Genomic DNA, 17,555 nt, shown 5'->3' with positions numbered 1-17,555 from the left:
GTAACAATCCGAACCTATCGTGACGGTGGCGGGGACATTACATATCCGTTATCTGCCGGATCAGTGCACGTAACCCCTGTGGGAGCGAGCTTGCTCGCGAAGAGGCCGGATCAGTCGACTGATTTGTTGAATGACACACCGCCTTCGCGAGCAAGCTCGCTCCCACAAGGGGATTACCTATTTAGATGGAACAGTGTCCTCATCCCGGCGATGGGCGAGTTGATAAAGCGCCGGCAAGATCAGCAGTGTGAGGATCGTGGAGGACAGTATTCCGCCGATCACCACGGTCGCCAGTGGTCGCTGCACCTCCGCACCGGTGCCGGTTGCAAGCGCCATCGGAATAAACCCCAGCGACGCCACCAACGCCGTCATCAACACCGGCCGCAAACGCGTCAACGCACCTTCGTTAATGGCATCGGACAGCGACCGTCCCTCCTCACGCAAATTACGAATAAACGCAATCATCACCAACCCGTTCAACACCGCAACCCCGGACAACGCGATAAACCCGACACCCGCCGAAATCGACAACGGAATATCGCGCAACCACAGCGCCATGACCCCACCGGTCAGCGCAAACGGAATCCCGGTAAACACCAGCAAGCCGTCCTTGATATTGTTGAACATCATGAACAACAACCCGAACACCAACAGCAACGCCACCGGCACCACAATCTGCAAGCGCTTGGCCGCCGATTGCAGTTGCTCGAACTGCCCGCCCCAACTGGTCCAGTAACCGGCCGGCACTTGCACGTCACGTTCGATCACCTCGCCGGCCTCGCTGACAAATGAGCCGATATCACGCCCACGCACGTTGGCGCTGACGATCACCAGTCGCTTGCCGTTCTCGCGGCTGACCTGATTCGGCCCGAGCACCAGGTCGAGGCTGGCGACGTCTTGCAGCGCGATGAAGCCGATCTGATTCGCAGCGCCGCTCAGCGCGGGCACCGGAATCAGCAGCGCCGACAGTCCGTCGATGTCCTTGCGCATGGCGTCGGACAAACGCACAACCATGTCGAAACGCCGATCACCCTCATACAACGTCCCGGCCTGACGCCCGCCCACCGCGACGGCGATGGTGTCCTGCACATCACCCACGTTGAGTCCGTAGCGCGCGGCTTTATCGCGATCAATGTTGATGGTCAGCACCGGCAACCCGGTAGTCTGCTCAACCTTGACCTCGGATGCGCCGTTGACCTTCTGCATCGCCGCAGCAATCTTCGCCGCCGTGGCATTGAGCACGTCCATGTCATCGCCAAACACCTTCACCGCGACATCGCTACGCACGCCGGAAATCAGTTCGTTGAAGCGCAATTGAATCGGCTGCGACAGTTCATAGTTGCTACCCGGCAACGTCGCGGCGGCAGCCTGCAACTCGGCCATCAGGGATTCGCGGGACTTGTCCGGATCCGGCCATTGCTCTTTCGGTTTGAGCATCACATAGCTGTCCGAGATATTCGGCGGCATCGGATCCGAGGCGATTTCGGCGGTGCCTGTGCGGGCAAACACGCGCTCGACTTCCGGCACCTTCGCCAGAATCAACGTCTCCAACCGCTGCTGCATATCCACCGATTGCGTCAGGCTGGTGCCCGGCACGCGCAGCGCTTGCAGGGCAAAATCCCCTTCGCTCAGGCTCGGAACAAACTCGCTGCCCATGCGACTGGTGAGCACACCGCTGAGCACGATCACGCCCAACGCCGCGCCCACTGCGATTGCGCGATGGGACATGACCCAGGCCAGCGCCGGCGCGTAAACGCGACGTGCGCCGCGCATCACCGCGCCCTCTTCTTCCTTGACCTTGCCGGTTACGAACAACGCGATCGCCGCCGGCACAAAGGTCACCGACAACAGCATCGCGCCAAGCAAAGCGATGACCACGGTGAACGCCATCGGGTGAAACATTTTCCCTTCGACGCCGCTCAACGCGAAGATCGGCAGGTACACGACCATGATGATCAACTGGCCGAAAATCAGCGGTCGCCGCGCCTCTTTCGCTGCGGCAAAGACTTCCTTGAAACGCTCGGCACGGGTCAGCAAACGTCCGTGATGCTGCTGCGCATGGGCCAACCGACGCAGGGTGTTTTCGACAATCACCACCGCGCCGTCGACGATAATGCCGAAGTCCAGCGCGCCGAGGCTCATCAGGTTGGCGCTGACCTTGTTGCTGAACATGCCGGTGAAGGTGAACAGCATCGACAGCGGAATCACCATCGCGGTAATCAGTGCCGCGCGGATGTTGCCGAGGAACAGAAACAGAATCGCGATGACCAGAATCGCGCCTTCGATGAGGTTCTTTTTCACCGTGGCAATGGCTTTGTCGACCAGGTGCGTGCGGTCGTACACCGGCACCGCGATCACGCCTTGCGGTAGAGATTTGTTGATCTGTTCGAGCTTGCTGGCGACCGCTTGCGAGACCGTGCGGCTGTTCTCGCCGATCAGCATGAACACCGTGCCGAGCACCACTTCACGCCCGTTTTCGGTGGCCGCGCCGCTGCGCAATTCGCGGCCGATTTCCACTGTCGCGACGTTCTTCACCCGGATCGGCGTGCCGTCGACATTGGCCATGACGATGTTGGCGATGTCCTCGGTGCTCGCCACTTGCCCCGGCGCGCGGATCAGCAATTGCTCGCCGCTGCGCTCGATGTAACCGGCGCCGACGTTGGCGTTGTTGCGCTCAAGCGCAGTGACCAGATCGGTGAGCGTCAGTTTGTACGCGGCCAGGCGTTTCGGGTCCGGCGCGATCTGATATTCCTTGGCGAAACCGCCGATGGTGTTGATCTCGGCGACGCCCGGCACGTTGCGCAATTGCGGCTTGATGATCCAGTCCTGAATCACCCGCAGGTCGGTCGGCGTGTAGGCTGTGCCGTCGTCCTTGAGTGCGTCCTCCTTGGCTTCCACTGTCCATAAAAAGATCTCGCCGAGGCCGGTGGAAATCGGCCCCATTACCGCTTCGGCGCCTTCGGGCAATTGCTCCTTGGCAATCTGCAAACGCTCGTTGACCAATTGCCGGGCGAAGAACAGGTCAGTGCCGTCCTTGAAGATCACCGTGACTTGCGACAGGCCCGAGCGCGACAGCGAACGGGTCTGTTCGAGTGCCGGTAGACCGGCCATCGCGGTTTCAATCGGGAAGGTGATGCGCTGCTCGGTCTCCAGCGGCGAGAATCCGGCGGCGCCAGTGTTGATCTGCACCTGGACGTTGGTGATGTCGGGCACGGCGTCGATCGGCAGTTTTTGATAACTGGCGATGCCGAGGCCGGCCATAAGCAGAACGGCGAGCAGGACGATGATGCGCTGCTCGATGGCAAACTGGATCAGGCGTTCGAACATGAGGACCTTCCGGGATCAGTGGGAATGCTCGGCCGAGGCTTTGCCCAGTTCCGATTTGAGGACGAAGCTGCCGGCGCTGGCGACTTGCACGCCCGGTTCCAGGCCTTGAGTGATTTCCACATGACCGCCTGCGCGGCTGCCCAGCTCTACTGCGCGCGCTTCAAAGCCGTCGTCGGTACGCACAAACACCGTGGGTTTGTCCTCGACGGTCTGGATCGCGGTTTCCGGCACGGCGACTTTCGCTTCGCGGCTGTCGGTCGCGACCAGCGCAGTGACGAACAGACCGGGGCGCCATGAGCCTTGCGGGTTTTCCAGGGTGACGCGAACGGTCGCAGTGCGGGTTTGTTCGCCGAGCAAACTGCCGACGTAAGCCACGCTGCCAACCACTTCAGCGTTCAGTTCGGGTGCACTGACGGTGACCGTTTTGCCTACTTGGACCTTGTTCAGATCCTTCGGTGAAACGCCGAACGTGACCCACACTCGCGACAAGTCCGAGAGGGTGAACGCCGCTGTGCTTTCATCGACCACCTCGCCCGGCGTCAGGTGTTTTTCCACCACCACGCCATCGAACGGCGCGCGCAGTTCGTAGCGATTGCCGCCAGTGGCGACCACGCTGCCGCTGAGTACGCTGATCTTCTGCTGCGCATTGCTCAGGGCAATTTCAGCTTCCTGCAACGCCTGGCGCGCCTGGAGGAAATCCTGCTCGGCAGAGATCTTGTCCTGCCAGAGTTTTTTCTCCCGTTCATAAGTGGTGCGCGCCAAGGCCAGACGACGCTGCGCGGCGGCTTGCTCGCTGCGTTGATCGGAGATCTGCTGACTGGCGATCACCGCCAGCAACTGGCCCCTCTTCACGGTTTGCCCGAGGTTGACCGCCACCGCCTCGACCACACCCGGCACACGCGGCACGACGTGGGCAGTGCGGTCTTCGTCGAAGCGCACTTCGCCGGGAAACGGCAGGCCGCGGCTGATGGTTTGCGGTTTTGCCTCGGCCAGTTGAATGCCGGCAGCGCTGATCTGCTCCGCGCTCAATTCGATGTGCCCTTCTTCGGCATGTTCAGCCGCTGCATCTTCTTGCGCATGATCGGCGTGTTCAGCGGCCTCATCGGCATGCGCGTCGATACTTGCGTGACCTGACCACTGCGAGCCGATGCCAATGCCCAGCGCCAACGTCGCCACCGCGACCACCATCAATCTTTTATCCATGGAAACTCCTCTGCGCCGAGCCATCGCGCAGTTGTCTGAAAAGTGAAATTCAACGGCTGACGCTGAGGTCGCCGAAGATCCGTTCGATGCGTACGCGGGCGTCGGTGGCTTCGCTGACGGCCTGGATGTATTGGCTACGCGCGGCGATCAGCGTGCGTTGCGCGTCGAGCACATCGAGAAAGCCGAACTTGCCCATTTCGAAACCGCGCGTGGCGCTGTCGACCGCACTTTGCGCGGCGGGCAGGATGGTCTGGTTGAACGCGATGACTTCGCCGTTGGCGGTCTGCCATTGCTCAAGGCTGGTCTGGATTTCCGTGCGCAAACGCAGCTCGGTGGCGTTGCGCAGATCCCGCGCCTGATCGGTGCGGCGCGCGGCCGCGAGCACGTTACCCTGATTGCGATTGAACAGCGGAATCGGCATCGACAGCCCGACCACATTGACCCGCTCGCGCTCGGTTTCGCTGTATTGGCTGCCGATACTGACGGTGAGATCGGGGATGCGCTGGGACTTTTCCAGGCCCAACGACGCTTCGCGCTGATCGATCTGCAACTTGGCCAGACGCAGTTCGGCAGTCTCGTTCAAACGCTCGAGCAATCTTGTCGGTGGTGGTACGGCCGGCATGCTTTGCGTGAGCGCCTGCACCTTGGTCGACGTCGGCAATGCCGCGCCCGTGACTTGCGCCAATTGTTGGTACGCGGTGGCCTGATCGCGTTCGGCGCGGCTCAATTCAAGGCGCACTTCCGAGAGTTGCACTTGCGCCCGCGTGCCTTCGACTGGCGAAGATTTACCCGCCTCGATCCGCCCTTGCGCCACGCGCAAACCGTGCTCGGCCAATTGCAGCGATTGACGCGACAGCTGCAAGCGTTGCTGCGCGGTTTGCGCGCTGTTGAATGCCTGAATCACATCGGCACGCAAGGCATTGCGCTTGCGCTCCAGTTCGATGCTGGCAGCGTCTTGCGCACGGCTGGCGACATCGATGCGTGCACCGCGTTTGCCGCCAAGTTCAATCGGTTGACTGAGCATCACCGTGGTTGTGCGCGAATTGCGCCGAGTGTCTTCGGCTTCCCACGACATTTCGGGGTTGGGGATCAGGCCGGCCTGTTGGCGGTCACCTTCGGCGATACCGATTTCCCATTGCGCGGCGGCTAAATCCGGGTTGCTGGCGAAGGCGCTTTGCAGGGCTTGATCCAGCGTCAGGGTCGCTGCGTTTGCAAGGCTGGTACAGGCCAGCAACAAGATGACGCTGGCGGTTTTTTTCAGGCGTGATTGCGCCGTCAGTTTAATTAAACCGGGCAATGGAGGACTTCCTTTATTCAAGAATCTCGGATGCCGCCACGGTAGGGTTTTGAACTTATCGACAAGGTGACTGGAACATTACAAATCCGTTATCCACGGTTTGGGGAAGTTGTTTTGTTCTAGGATGCGAAGTGCTAGCAGCGTTATCGAAATACATCGAAACAAAAACACGGTAGTTATCTGCTGAACAGCACTTGCCGTAAGTAAACTCAAGAGAATTTGGTGGTTAGCACTGCGACCTACTGTCGCAGAACACTGATCTAAAGCACTTGGGCGTTGACCCTGTAGCCGCTACAACCTTTATTGTCCGCACTCCCCTCACCCCAGCCCTCTCCCGGGGGGAGAGGGAGCCGACCGAAGTGTCTGGCGTTTTTTATCGACCTGTTACATCAAGTTGATTATGGATTCAGTAACGTTCTTTCACGTCGGCGTAGTTCTGAAATATCCCACGCTCAGTCCCCTCTCCCTCTGGGAGAGGGTTAGGGTGAGGGGCTTTTAAATTAAATACCCATTAAATAAAAGTGGTGAAAGATCATGCGAATCCTTGTCGTCGAGGACGAGCTTAAAGCTGCCGAATACTTGCATCAGGGTTTGACCGAAAGTGGTTATGTCGTTGACCACGCCGCCACCGGTGCCGATGGCCTGCATCTGGCGCAACAACAAGCGTATGACCTGATTATTCTCGACGTAAACCTGCCGGAGCTCGACGGCTGGAACGTGCTGGAACAACTGCGTCGCACCCATTCGACGCGGGTGATGATGCTGACGGCGCGCGGGCGTCTGGCCGACAAGATTCGCGGCCTCGATCTGGGCGCCGACGATTATCTGGTCAAGCCGTTCGAGTTTCCCGAACTGCTGGCGCGGGTGCGCACCTTGATGCGTCGTAGCGAAAATATCCCGGTGCCGCAGGTGCTGAAAGTCGCTGATCTGGAGCTCGATCCGGGCCGCCATCGCGCGTTTCGTGGCGCGCAGCGGATCGACCTGACCACCAAGGAATTCGCCCTGCTGCATCTGCTGATGCGCCAGTCCGGCGAAGTGCTGACGCGCACGCAGATCATCTCGCTGGTGTGGGACATGAATTTCGACTGCGACACCAATGTGGTCGAGGTGTCGATCCGTCGCTTGCGGGCGAAGATCGACGACCCGTTCGACAGCAAACTGATCCACACCCTGCGCGGTGTCGGCTATGTGCTGGAGGCACGGGAATGAAGCCCTCCAGCCTGTCGATGCGCCTCGGTTTGACGGTGAGTATTCTCGGTGCGCTGCTGGTGGTGTTTCTGGCGATCCTCGCCTATTTCGCCCTGACCCATGAGCTGAATTCGCTTGCCAGAGACAGCCTGGAAAAGAAGATGGCGCAGGTCGAACACAGCCTGTCGTTGTACGTCGATGCCAATGAAATCACCGGCAAGCCGCATATTCTGCTCGATCAGGTGATGGGGCACGACAACCTCACGCTGACCATTTACGACCGCCTCAATCAGCGCTCGCCGCTGCTCAAGTCCGGCTCGGGATTGAGCGATCCGCGCGTCGAATTGAAAGCGGTGCGCGCCACCACCGATCAACTGACTTACAGCGACAGCACCGACGCGCAAGGCAAGAAATTCCTCACCGCCTCGAAACTGATTCGCCTCAAGGACAGCAGCAGCGTGCCGGTGCTGCTGTCAGTGGATAACGCCCACGATGAGGCCCTCCTCAGCGCCTATCTACGCTCGACGCTGATTGCCTTGCCGTTGTTGCTGGTGTTTATCGGCCTGACCGCGTGGGGCGCGGTGCAACGCGGGTTGGCGCCGCTGCGCGAGTTTCGCAAAGTCGCAGCGATGGTCTCGACCCAGGATCTGGAACACCGGCTGTCCGTGGTGAACATGCCGCAGGAGCTGAGTGAACTGGCACAAGGCATCAATTTCATGCTGCATCGGCTCGATGCCGGGGTGCAGCAGTTGTCGCAATTCTCCGATGATCTGGCGCATGAGTTGCGCACCCCGATCAATAACCTGATGGGCAAGGCGCAGGTGACCTTGTCCCGCGAGCGCACGACCGAGGAATACAAGGACGTGCTGGTGTCGTGCACCGAGGAACTGGAGCGTGTGGCGCGGATTGTCTCGGACATGTTGTTTCTCGCGCAGGTCAGTCATCCGTCCGCGCTGGCGCCGTTTGAAGCGGTGGCGCTGGAGGTTGAGGCGGCGAAGGTCGCGGAGATGTTTTCGTTGTCGGCGCAGGATAAGAACATTCATTTGAATGTCGTTGGCAGTGCGACGGTGATGGGCGATCGGCTGATGATTCAGCGGGCGATTTCCAATCTGCTGTCCAACGCGCTGCGTCATTGCCCGAACGGGAAAACCGTGACGCTGCTGATCGAACAGAGTGCGACTCAGGCCTCCCTGCTGGTCAGCAACCCCGGCGCCGGGATTGAGGCGCAACACCTGCCACATCTGTTCGACCGCTTCTACCGCGTCGACAGCAGTCGCTCGCGTTCGCAGGGCAGTACCGGGTTGGGGCTCGCAATCGTGCGCTCGATCATGAGCCTGCATCAGGGTGTGGCGGAGGTTAAGAGTTTGCCGGGGGCGATGACGGTGTTCAGGCTTGGATTTCCGGCGGTGCCGCCAATGGCCCCTTCGCTTGCAGGCAAGCTCCCACAGTGATTTGCGGGGTACTCAGGTTTTGTGAACACCGCTAAAACCTGTAGGCCTTCGCCTGTTCGCGATGGCGGTGGGTCCTGCAAAATCTGCACTGCCTGATACTCAGCCTTCGCGAGCAAGCTCGCTCCCACAGAGACAGTAGTCATTCACAAAATAAGTGGACGCCGCCGAAACCTGTGGGAGCGAGCTTGCTCGCGAAAGCGTCGGATCAGGCGATATCCATGTTGAATGTCAGAATGGGAATCGCGAGTTTTGTACGATTTCTTACCGATACGCTCTCGTCTCTGCACAAACTCCGAAAGCTCCCGCCCTAACATCCGCTTCGTCCTACAGCCAGCCTTGAGTGGGTAGTTCTATGGTGAAGGTCTTTGCAGGTAGAAGAACGATGGGGGGCACTATGAGCAGAGACATGTTTTGTGAGTTGGTTGCAGAAATCGAGACTCTGGCAGTCCAAGGTCGGGCGCAGCGCCTTCTCGCTCACACAGGAAAAACCGGCACACCACGAATTGGCGCTATGAAAGGCAAGTTGGTGCTGCCTGATGATTTCGATTCGTCATTGCCTGATGCCATGCTTGATACCTTTGAAGAAACTCAAGCATGAAGCTGGCACTGACCGATGCCCTTTAGTAGATGCTGCAGTGGGCAGGGTTTTTTTGAGTTTTGTGAACACCACTGCATTCTGTAGGAGCTTGCCTGCAAGCGATGGCGGCGGGTCAGTCGATATCTTTGTTATCTGACACACCGCTATCGCGAGCAGGCTCACTCCTACAGGTTTTTGTGTCGTTCACAGATGATGCGTACGCCTCAATCCCCTGTAGGAGTGAGCCTGCTCGCGATTGCGGTAGATCAGGCGCAAAAAAAAACGGCACCTTGCAGTGCCGTTCGCCTTTCACATTTCAGCTGTTACTTCCGCGCATCCGCCCACGATTTCAGCAGTTCGTTGTAGCTCACGGTCTCGCCCTTCGGCTTCTCGTTCGCCAGTTTCGGTTTCGGTGCGCCCGGCTGATCAAACCAGTACTGAGCATCGCGCTCCGGATTCATCTTCGGTGCACAAACGGCCTGAGCCTTTGAGCGTTCGAGGCGCGTCATGATTGCGTCCTGATCCTTGGCCAAACCATCCAGCGCCTGTTGCGGGGTCTTCTCGCCGCTGGCCGCTTCGGCGATGTGGCTCCACCACAATTGCGCCAGACGCGGGTAGTCCGGCACGTTGGTGCCGGTCGGGGTCCATTGCACGCGGGCCGGGCTGCGATAGAACTCGACCAGACCACCGAGTTTCGGCGCCAGATCGGTCATCGCTTGCGAGTTGATGTCCGACTCGCGAATCGGCGTCAGGCCAACGATGGTTTTCTTCAGCGACACGGTTTTCGAGGTCACGAACTGCGCGTACAACCACGCCGCGAGCTTCTGTTTCTCAGGTGTGGACTTCATGAACGTCCACGAGCCCACGTCCTGATAACCGAGCTTCATGCCCTCTTCCCAATACGGCCCGCGCGGCGATGGCGCCATGCGCCATTTCGGCGTGCCGTCGGCGTTGACCACCGGCAGGCCCGGCTTGGTCATGTCGGCGGTGAACGCGGTGTACCAGAAGATCTGCTGCGCAATGTTGCCCTGCGACGGCACCGGACCGGATTCGGAGAAGGTCATGCCCGCCGCTTCCGGTGGCGCGTACTTCTTCAGCCAGTCGACATACTTGGTGGTGGCGAACACCGCCGCCGGGCCGTTGGTGTCGCCGCCGCGAGTCACGCTGGAGCCGACCGGGTGGCAGTCCTCGACGCGAATCCCCCACTCGTCCACCGGCAAACCGTTGGGCAACCCTTTGTCGCCGCCACCGGCCATGGAGAACCAGGCATCGGTGAAGCGCCAGCCCAGCGACGGGTCTTTCTTGCCGTAGTCCATGTGCCCGTAAACGCGTTTGCCGTCGATTTCCTTGACGTCTTCGCTGAAGAATTTGGCGATGTCTTCATAGGCCGACCAGTTCACCGGCACGCCCAATTCGTAGCCGTACTTTTCCTTGAACTTGGCTTTCAGATCCGCACGTTCAAACCAGTCGGCACGGAACCAGTACAGGTTGGCGAATTGCTGGTCGGGCAGTTGATAGATCTTGCCGTCCGGCGCGGTGGTGAACGAGATGCCAATAAAATCCTTGATATCGAGGGTCGGCGAGGTGAAGTTCTTGCCTTCGTTGGCCATCAGGTCAGTGATCGATTCGGTCTTGCCGTAGCGAAAGTGCGTACCGATCAGGTCCGAGTCGTTGACCCAGCCGTCATAAATATTCTTGTCCGACTGCATCACCGTCTGCATTTTCTCGACCACGTCGCCTTCTTGCAGCAGGTCGTGGGTGAGTTTGATTCCGGTGATTTCGCTGAACGCCTTGGCGAGCACTTTCGACTCGTACTCGTGGGTGGTCAGGGTCTCGGAAACGACCTTGATGTCCATGCCGCGAAACGGCTCGGCGGCTTTGATGAACCACTTCAGTTCTTCAAGTTGCTGCTCGGCCGTCAGGGTCGACGGTTTGAATTCACTGCCGATCCATTTTTTCGCCGCGTCTTCGTAGGCATCCGCCCACGCGGCGGCGCTCAAACCGCTGAGTGCCAGCATGGCTGCCAATGAAATGCTATGTCGCAGCTTATTGTTTTTGTCGAACATAGAGACCTCCTGTTTAAGTTGTGGAGCCGCGTTGCCGAACGACTCGACTAGCCCCAACGCATCACAGCCAACAGCCACACCAGGGACAACGCGGACGCTACCCAGATGCTCCAGTCGGTGGCGCCGATCACCAGCAAATGCAGGTAGGCGCTGCCGAGAAGACCGATAAACAAACGATCGCCACGGGTGGTGGCAATCGGCAGAAAACCTCGCCGCAGGATGCTCGGCGAGCGCAATTCCCAAGTGGTCATGCCGACCAGAATCAGGCCGATGACAATGAAGAATGCTGCGGTAGGCGTGGTCCAGCTCATCCATTCCATCATCAGCTCCTCAGACCCGACCGAGGGCAAAGCCCTTGGCCACGTGGTTGCGAACAAACCAGATCACCAGCATGCCCGGCAGAATGGTCAACACCCCCGCCGCTGCCAGCACGCCCCAATCGATACCCGAAGCGGAAACCGTGCGCGTCATCACCGCCGCAATCGGCTTGGCGTTTACCGAGGTCAATGTGCGCGCGAGCAGCAGTTCGACCCAGGAAAACATGAAGCAGAAAAACGCCGTAACGCCGATGCCGGAGCCGATCAGCGGGATGAAAATCTTCACGAAGAACTTGGGGAAACTGTAGCCGTCGATGTAGGCGGTTTCGTCGATTTCCTTGGGCACGCCAGACATGAAGCCTTCGAGAATCCACACCGCCAATGGCACGTTAAACAGGCAGTGCGCCAAGGCCACGGCGATATGTGTGTCGAACAGGCCAATCGACGAATACAACTGAAAGAACGGCAGCAAGAACACTGCCGGTGGCGCCATGCGGTTGGTCAGCAGCCAGAAGAACAGGTGCTTGTCGCCGAGAAAACGGTAGCGCGAAAACGCATACGCCGCCGGCAACGCCACGCTCAGCGAGATCACCGTGTTCAAACTCACGTAATACAGCGAGTTGAGATAACCGGTGTACCAGCTCGGGTCGGTGAAGATCACCTTGTAGTTCGCCAGCGTAAAGGCCTGTGGGAAAAGCGTCAGGCCGCCGAGGATTTCGGTGTTGCTCTTGAACGACATGTTCAACAGCCAGTAGATCGGCACCAGCAGGAACAGGATGTACACCAGCAACGGAATAATCTTTCTCTTGCTCATGGCCGGGCCTCAGCGGTTGGCGTCGGAGTGCGTCATGGCGGTGTAGAACAGCCAGGACACCAACAGGATGATCAGGAAGTACACCAGCGAAAACGCCGCTGCCGGACCGAGGTCGAATTGCCCTACGGCCATCTGGGTCAGCGTCTGACTCAAGAAAGTCGTGGCGTTGCCCGGCCCGCCGCCGGTGAGCACGAACGGCTCGGTGTAGATCATGAAACTGTCCATGAAGCGCAGCATCACTGCGATCAGCAGCACGCTCTTCAGCTTGGGCAACTGAATATGCCGGAACACCGCCCAGGCCGAGGCGCGGTCGATGCGCGCGGCCTGGTAATACACGTCGGGAATCGCGCGCAATCCGGAGAAACACAGCAGCGCCACCAATGAAGTCCAGTGCCAGACGTCCATCACCAGCACCGTCACCCAGGCGTCCATGGTGTTGGCGGCGTAGTTGTAGCTGATGCCCATGGCATTGAGGCTCGAACCGAGCAGGCCGATATCCGCGCGGCCAAAGATCTGCCAAATGGTGCCAACCACGTTCCATGGGATCAGCAACGGAATCGCCAGAATGATCAGCACCACCGACGACCAGCGGCCCTTGGTTGGCATCGTCAGCGCAACGGCAATACCCAGCGGAATTTCAATCAGCAACACGCACGCCGAATAGATGAACTGGCGCAGCAATGAGTCGTGCAAACGCGGGTCGAGCAGCACTTGCTTGTACCAGTCGGCGCCGACGAAATAGCGGCTGGACTGATCGAAAATGTCCTGCACCGAATAGTTGACCACGGTCATCATCGGGATCACCGCACTGAACGCCACCAGCAGGAACACCGGCAATACCAGCCACCAGGCCTTGTTGTTCTGCACCTTGTTCATGGCTGCACCTCATCGTCGGCTTCGAGCAGAAACTCATCGGCATAGACCATCAGCCACTGCGCCGGAAAACTGATGTACGCCGTGCCCTGCGGCACCGGTTTGTCTTCGGCCAGACGCACTTTCAACGGCGCGCCGTCGAGGTCGAGGGTCATGATTTTGTAGGTGCCGAGGTCTTCGACGTGTACGACCTTTGCCTGCATCGCGTCATCAAACGGCTCGTCCCACACGTGAATAAACTCGGGACGGATGCCGACCTTCAGATTTTTCCACTGGCCGTGTTGGATATGTCGCTGCATCGCGTCAGACAGCGGCAGATGCGTCGAGGCGAAACCGACGCCGCCGGGTTGCGGCTGCACGTCGATCAGGTTCATGCCGGGGCTGCCGATGAAATAGCCGACAAAGGTATGGCTCGGCCGCTCAAACAGTTCCCGAGGCGTGCCGAACTGGACGATCTGGCCGCCGTACATCACCGCAATCTTATCGGCGAAGGTCGATGCTTCCAGTTGATCGTGGGTGACGTAGACCATGGTGATGTTGAACTGCTCGTGGATCTGCTTGAGCTTGCGCCGCAGTTTCCACTTCAGGTGCGGGTCGATCACCGTCAGCGGTTCGTCGAAGAGGATCGCCGAAACGTCGTCGCGGACCAGACCACGGCCCATCGAGACTTTCTGTTTTTCGTCGGCGGTGAGGTTGCGCGCCTTTTTGCTCAGCAGGTTTTGCAGGTCGAGGACTTCGGCGATTTCCTGCACCTTGCTGTGCACTTTCGCCTCGGCCATGCCCTGATTGCGCAGGGGGAAGGCGAGGTTATCGAACACGGTCATGGTGTCGTAGACCACCGGAAACTGGAAAACCTGGGCGATGTTGCGCTTCTCCGGCGTCAGGTCGTTGACCGCTTTGCCGTCGAACAAGACGTGCCCCTGCGAGGGGCTGAGCAGGCCGGAAATGATGTTGAGCAAGGTTGATTTGCCGCAACCCGACGGCCCGAGCAATGCATAGGCGCCGCCCTGCTCCCAGACGTGATCCATCTCGCGGATTGCATAATCCTCCGCGCCGCTCGGGGTTTTACTGTAGCTGTGGGCGAGGTGTTGCAAACGGATTTCGGCCATCAGGCAACCCTCGCGACACGCCGGCCCGGTGCTTGCACCAGACGGCCCTGCGCATCGAAAACGAACAGTTTATGGGTCGGGATGTAGATGCGGATCGGCGCATCGACGTCGTATTCGTGAACGCCGGGCAGGTGCAGCACCAGCAGGAAATGCTCGTTGCGCACGTGCAGGAAGGTTTCCGAACCGCTGATCTCGGCGACTTCGACGGTGACCGCCAGTTCGAGATCGTCATCGTTGCTCGGCACCAGCGAGATGTGGCTGGGACGCACGCCGAAACGGAACTCGCCCTCGCCCACCGGGCGCAGATCGACGTTCAACGGGAAGTGTACGAAGTTGGCAAAACTCACTTCGTTGCCGGCGATGCGCCCGGGCATCAGGTTGATCGGCGGCTCGGAGAACAATTCGGCAGCCAGCACGGTTTGCGGCTGGTGGTACACCGAGGTCGACGGGCCGCTCTGAATCACCCGGCCTTCGTGAAGAATCGTCGTGGTGCCGCCGAGGGCCAGCGCTTCATTGGGCTCGGTGGTGGCGTAAATGGCGATGGTGTGGCGCGCCTTGAACAGCTCGCGCATTTCCTGACGCAGCTCTTCGCGGAGTTTGTAGTCGAGGTTGACCAGCGGCTCATCAAAGAGGATCAGCTCGGCGTCCTTGACCAGCGCACGGGCCATGGCGGTGCGTTGTTGTTGGCCGCCAGAGAGTTCCAGCGGGTAGCGCTGCAGAAACTTCTCGATGCGCAGCATCTTCGCGGTTTCCTGCACTTTGCTATGGATGATCTCTTTCGAAACACCGGCCTGACGCAACGGCGAGGCGATGTTTTCGAACACGGTCATGGTCGGGTAGTTGATGAACTGCTGATAGACCATCGACACGTTGCGCAGGCGCACCGGACGTTGGGTGACGTCGACGCCGTTCATCAGGATGCGGCCGCTGTCGGGTTTGTCCAGACCGGCCATTAAACGCATGAGGCTGGTTTTGCCGGACAGCGTGCGGCCGAGCAAAACGTTGAAAGAACCAGGTTCGAATTTCAGGCACGCATCGTCGATCCAGATCTGGCCCTCGACGGTACGGCTGACGTGCTCCAGGGTGAGTGACATGGCTCGGCCTTTTTATTATTGGAGTCAAGCGACCTGTGCACGGGAGCGAGTTTCGTGCCAGAAATGGCAAGTGGTTGATTTGGCGTGAAAATCGTTGAAAGCGCGGGGAATGAGCGTTCATTGCTGAACACATTTGAACAAGTGGGCGATTGACAATGAACAATAGTGAACAACACTCTATGAACTCATTTCGGTGAGCTCCGGAGATCCTGTGGGAGCGAGCTTGCTCGCGAATGCGGTGTGTCATTCAACCGATTCGGTGACTGATACGACGCTTTCGCGAGCAAGCTCGCTCCCACAGTTGATCTGTGTTGTTCTCAGGATTTGGGTTCATAACAACAATAAAAATCGCTGCATCAGAGGCTGACTGCCATGGCCGCACCTGCCCCGCCGCTGTCCCACGACGCGATCGTCCAGACTTCCTGGCAACGTTGCCGCGCGTTCGGTCTCGACCACCAAAGCACGCCGGCCTTCGATCAGTTGCCTGCCGCCGGCATCGCGCAGTTGCTCGACAGCCATCACTCACTGGTGCAGACCACACACCAGGAAGTCCTGCCCTATTACGAAAACATCCTCAGCAACTCCAACTGCCTGATCATGCTCGCCGACAATCAAGGTCAGGTGCTGACCTCGTGGGGCACGCAGCGGTTTATCGAACCGAATCTGGCGCGGGGCTTTCAGGCCGGTGCAAGTTGGGTCGAGCGCACCAGCGGTACCAATGCGATCGGCACGGCGCTGGCGTGTGAGCAGGCCGTGCATATCGAACACGATGAACACTTTCTCAAGGCCAATCGCTTCATGACCGGTTCCGCTGCGCCGATTTTCGACGCCGAGCGCAAGGTCATAGCGGTGCTCGATGTGTCCAGCGACAGCTACCTGCCGCCCTCGCACACTTTGGGTATGGTCAAGATGATGAGCCAGACCGTGGAAAACCGGCTGATCCTCAACCTGTTCCATGGTCAGCATTTTCAACTGACCTTCAACACCGGGTTGAACAACCTCGACAGTCAGTGGGCCGGGTTGTTGATCTTCGATGAGAGCGGTCAAGTGCTGTCGGCCAATCGTCGCGCCGACAATCTGCTCGGTGTGCGCTTGTCGCGGGTGAGCGTTGAAAGTCTGTTCAAGGTGTCACTGCTGGAGTTGATCAATCAGCCCGACGGGTTGCCGTTTGCCTTGCAGACGTCCGGGCGTAACCGTTTTCAATGTTTGTTGAAGCGGCCGAAACAGGCGCCAATTCAGCCTCGGGTGTTTGCCGAACCGAAAAGCGTTGAAGTGCCATTAAAACCACCCGCGGGCGCTATCAGCCTCAGCACCCTGCACTTCGGCGACAGTCGCGTGGAGAAAGCTGTGCGCCAGGCTGAGCGTTTGCTGGAGAAAGACATTCCGCTGCTGATCCATGGCGAAACCGGTGTCGGCAAAGAGGTCTTCGTCAAAGCTCTGCACCAGGCCAGCTCGCGCAGCAAACAGGCGTTTATCGCCGTCAACTGCGCGGCGATCCCCGCCGAACTGGTGGAATCCGAATTGTTCGGTTACGAGAAAGGCGCGTTCACCGGCGCGAATCAGAAAGGCAGCATCGGCCTGATTCGCAAGGCTGACAGAGGCACGTTATTCCTCGATGAAATCGGCGATATGCCATTGCCGACTCAGGCGCGGTTGTTGCGGGTTTTGCAGGAGCGCTGTGTGCAGCCGGTAGGCAGCAGCGAGCTGTTCCCGGTGGATTTGCGGATTATTTCGGCGACTAACCGATCCTTACGCGAACAAGTGCAGTTGGGGCGGTTTCGGGAGGATTTGTATTACCGAATCGGCGGGCTGACGCTGGAGCTGCCGCCATTGCGGGAGCGCAGTGATAAAGAGGCGTTGTTTAAACGGTTGTGGGAGCAGCATCGTGAGCCAACGCAGTGGGCGGGGTTGAGCCAAGAGGTGCTGGAACTGTTCAGCCGTCATCCGTGGCCGGGGAATTTGCGTCAGGTCAGTAGCGTGATGCAGGTGGCGCTGGCGATGGCTGAGGAACAGCCGGTGAGGCTGGAGCATTTGCCGGATGATTTTTTTGTTGATCTGGAGATGGAGCCGGTGGAGAGCGCGGCGCCGTTGGGGGTTGATCTGAATGATGTAGAGGCGTTGAACCGGGAGTTGAAAGCGGCAGGGGGGAATATTTCGCATTTGGCGCGACGGTTGGGGGTGAGTCGGAATACGCTTTACAAGCGGTTGCGGCAGATTGAAGGTTGAGTGAACCGCCCTT

13 protein-coding genes are annotated in these 17,555 nt (G+C 59.1%); 4 read left to right on the top strand and 9 right to left on the bottom strand.

Going from position 1 to position 17,555, the window contains the following annotated elements; translation table 11 throughout:
* Positions 1–177 precede the first annotated feature (177 nt).
* Genes BMY54_RS15505 through BMY54_RS15495 form a run of 3 tightly spaced genes read right to left on the bottom strand, consistent with a single transcriptional unit; the run spans position 178 to position 5,827 of the window.
* The gene (locus BMY54_RS15505; RefSeq protein ID WP_093434250.1) at positions 178–3,327 is read right to left on the bottom strand and encodes a CusA/CzcA family heavy metal efflux RND transporter; all 3,150 of its coding nucleotides are present in this window, start codon (positions 3,325–3,327) and stop codon (positions 178–180) included.
* A gap of 15 nt (positions 3,328–3,342) precedes the next feature.
* Positions 3,343–4,530, bottom strand: a complete 1,188-nt coding sequence (locus tag BMY54_RS15500) for an efflux RND transporter periplasmic adaptor subunit (RefSeq protein ID WP_093434247.1) — start codon at positions 4,528–4,530, stop codon at positions 3,343–3,345.
* A gap of 49 nt (positions 4,531–4,579) precedes the next feature.
* On the bottom strand, positions 4,580–5,827 hold the full coding sequence (locus tag BMY54_RS15495; protein WP_093434244.1) for a TolC family protein: 1,248 nt from the start codon (positions 5,825–5,827) through the stop codon (positions 4,580–4,582).
* Between the two features lie 534 nt (positions 5,828–6,361).
* On the opposite strand from BMY54_RS15495, the gene BMY54_RS15490 reads away from it, so the two are divergent.
* The 3 genes from BMY54_RS15490 (at position 6,362) to BMY54_RS30915 (ending at position 9,064) form a co-directional block, all read left to right on the top strand.
* Positions 6,362–7,036, top strand: coding sequence for a heavy metal response regulator transcription factor (locus tag BMY54_RS15490; RefSeq protein ID WP_093434241.1), 675 nt, complete (start codon positions 6,362–6,364; stop codon positions 7,034–7,036).
* Positions 7,033–8,466, top strand: coding sequence for a heavy metal sensor histidine kinase (locus BMY54_RS15485; protein WP_093434236.1), 1,434 nt, complete (start codon positions 7,033–7,035; stop codon positions 8,464–8,466). The genes BMY54_RS15490 and BMY54_RS15485 overlap by 4 nt, the downstream gene beginning before the upstream one ends.
* Positions 8,467–8,860: 394 nt before the next feature.
* A complete protein-coding gene (locus tag BMY54_RS30915) occupies positions 8,861–9,064 on the top strand; it encodes a hypothetical protein (protein WP_256573906.1) in 204 nt (67 codons plus the stop codon).
* A 302-nt stretch (positions 9,065–9,366) separates the two neighbouring features.
* On the opposite strand, the gene BMY54_RS15475 is transcribed toward BMY54_RS30915, so the two are convergent.
* From BMY54_RS15475 to BMY54_RS15450, 6 genes are read right to left on the bottom strand one after another with little or no spacing between them, the layout of a single operon-like run.
* A complete protein-coding gene (locus BMY54_RS15475) occupies positions 9,367–11,109 on the bottom strand; it encodes an ABC transporter substrate-binding protein (RefSeq protein WP_016986564.1) in 1,743 nt (580 codons plus the stop codon).
* 47 nt (positions 11,110–11,156) lie between these two features.
* Complete coding sequence (locus BMY54_RS15470; protein WP_007912485.1) at positions 11,157–11,429, bottom strand: DUF2160 domain-containing protein; 273 nt, start codon at positions 11,427–11,429, stop codon at positions 11,157–11,159.
* Between the two features lie 10 nt (positions 11,430–11,439).
* The gene (locus tag BMY54_RS15465; RefSeq protein WP_093434233.1) at positions 11,440–12,240 is read right to left on the bottom strand and encodes a carbohydrate ABC transporter permease; all 801 of its coding nucleotides are present in this window, start codon (positions 12,238–12,240) and stop codon (positions 11,440–11,442) included.
* Positions 12,241–12,249: 9 nt separating this feature from the next.
* On the bottom strand, positions 12,250–13,116 hold the full coding sequence (locus tag BMY54_RS15460) for a carbohydrate ABC transporter permease (RefSeq protein WP_007912484.1): 867 nt from the start codon (positions 13,114–13,116) through the stop codon (positions 12,250–12,252).
* The gene (locus BMY54_RS15455; protein WP_093434231.1) at positions 13,113–14,222 is read right to left on the bottom strand and encodes an ABC transporter ATP-binding protein; all 1,110 of its coding nucleotides are present in this window, start codon (positions 14,220–14,222) and stop codon (positions 13,113–13,115) included. The genes BMY54_RS15460 and BMY54_RS15455 overlap by 4 nt, the downstream gene beginning before the upstream one ends.
* Positions 14,222–15,316: an ABC transporter ATP-binding protein gene (locus BMY54_RS15450; RefSeq protein ID WP_093434228.1), complete on the bottom strand. Its 1,095-nt coding sequence runs from the start codon at positions 15,314–15,316 to the stop codon at positions 14,222–14,224. The genes BMY54_RS15455 and BMY54_RS15450 overlap by 1 nt, the downstream gene beginning before the upstream one ends.
* Positions 15,317–15,688: 372 nt before the next feature.
* Here BMY54_RS15450 and BMY54_RS15445 point away from each other — a divergent pair, with 372 nt between their 5' ends.
* On the top strand, positions 15,689–17,542 hold the full coding sequence (locus BMY54_RS15445; protein WP_093434225.1) for a sigma-54-dependent Fis family transcriptional regulator: 1,854 nt from the start codon (positions 15,689–15,691) through the stop codon (positions 17,540–17,542).
* Positions 17,543–17,555 lie beyond the last annotated feature (13 nt).

The organism is Pseudomonas sp. ok266 (assembly GCF_900110195.1).
Lineage (GTDB): Bacteria > Pseudomonadota > Gammaproteobacteria > Pseudomonadales > Pseudomonadaceae > Aquipseudomonas > Aquipseudomonas neuropathica.
This window is presented reverse-complemented; position numbering and strand designations above follow the sequence as displayed.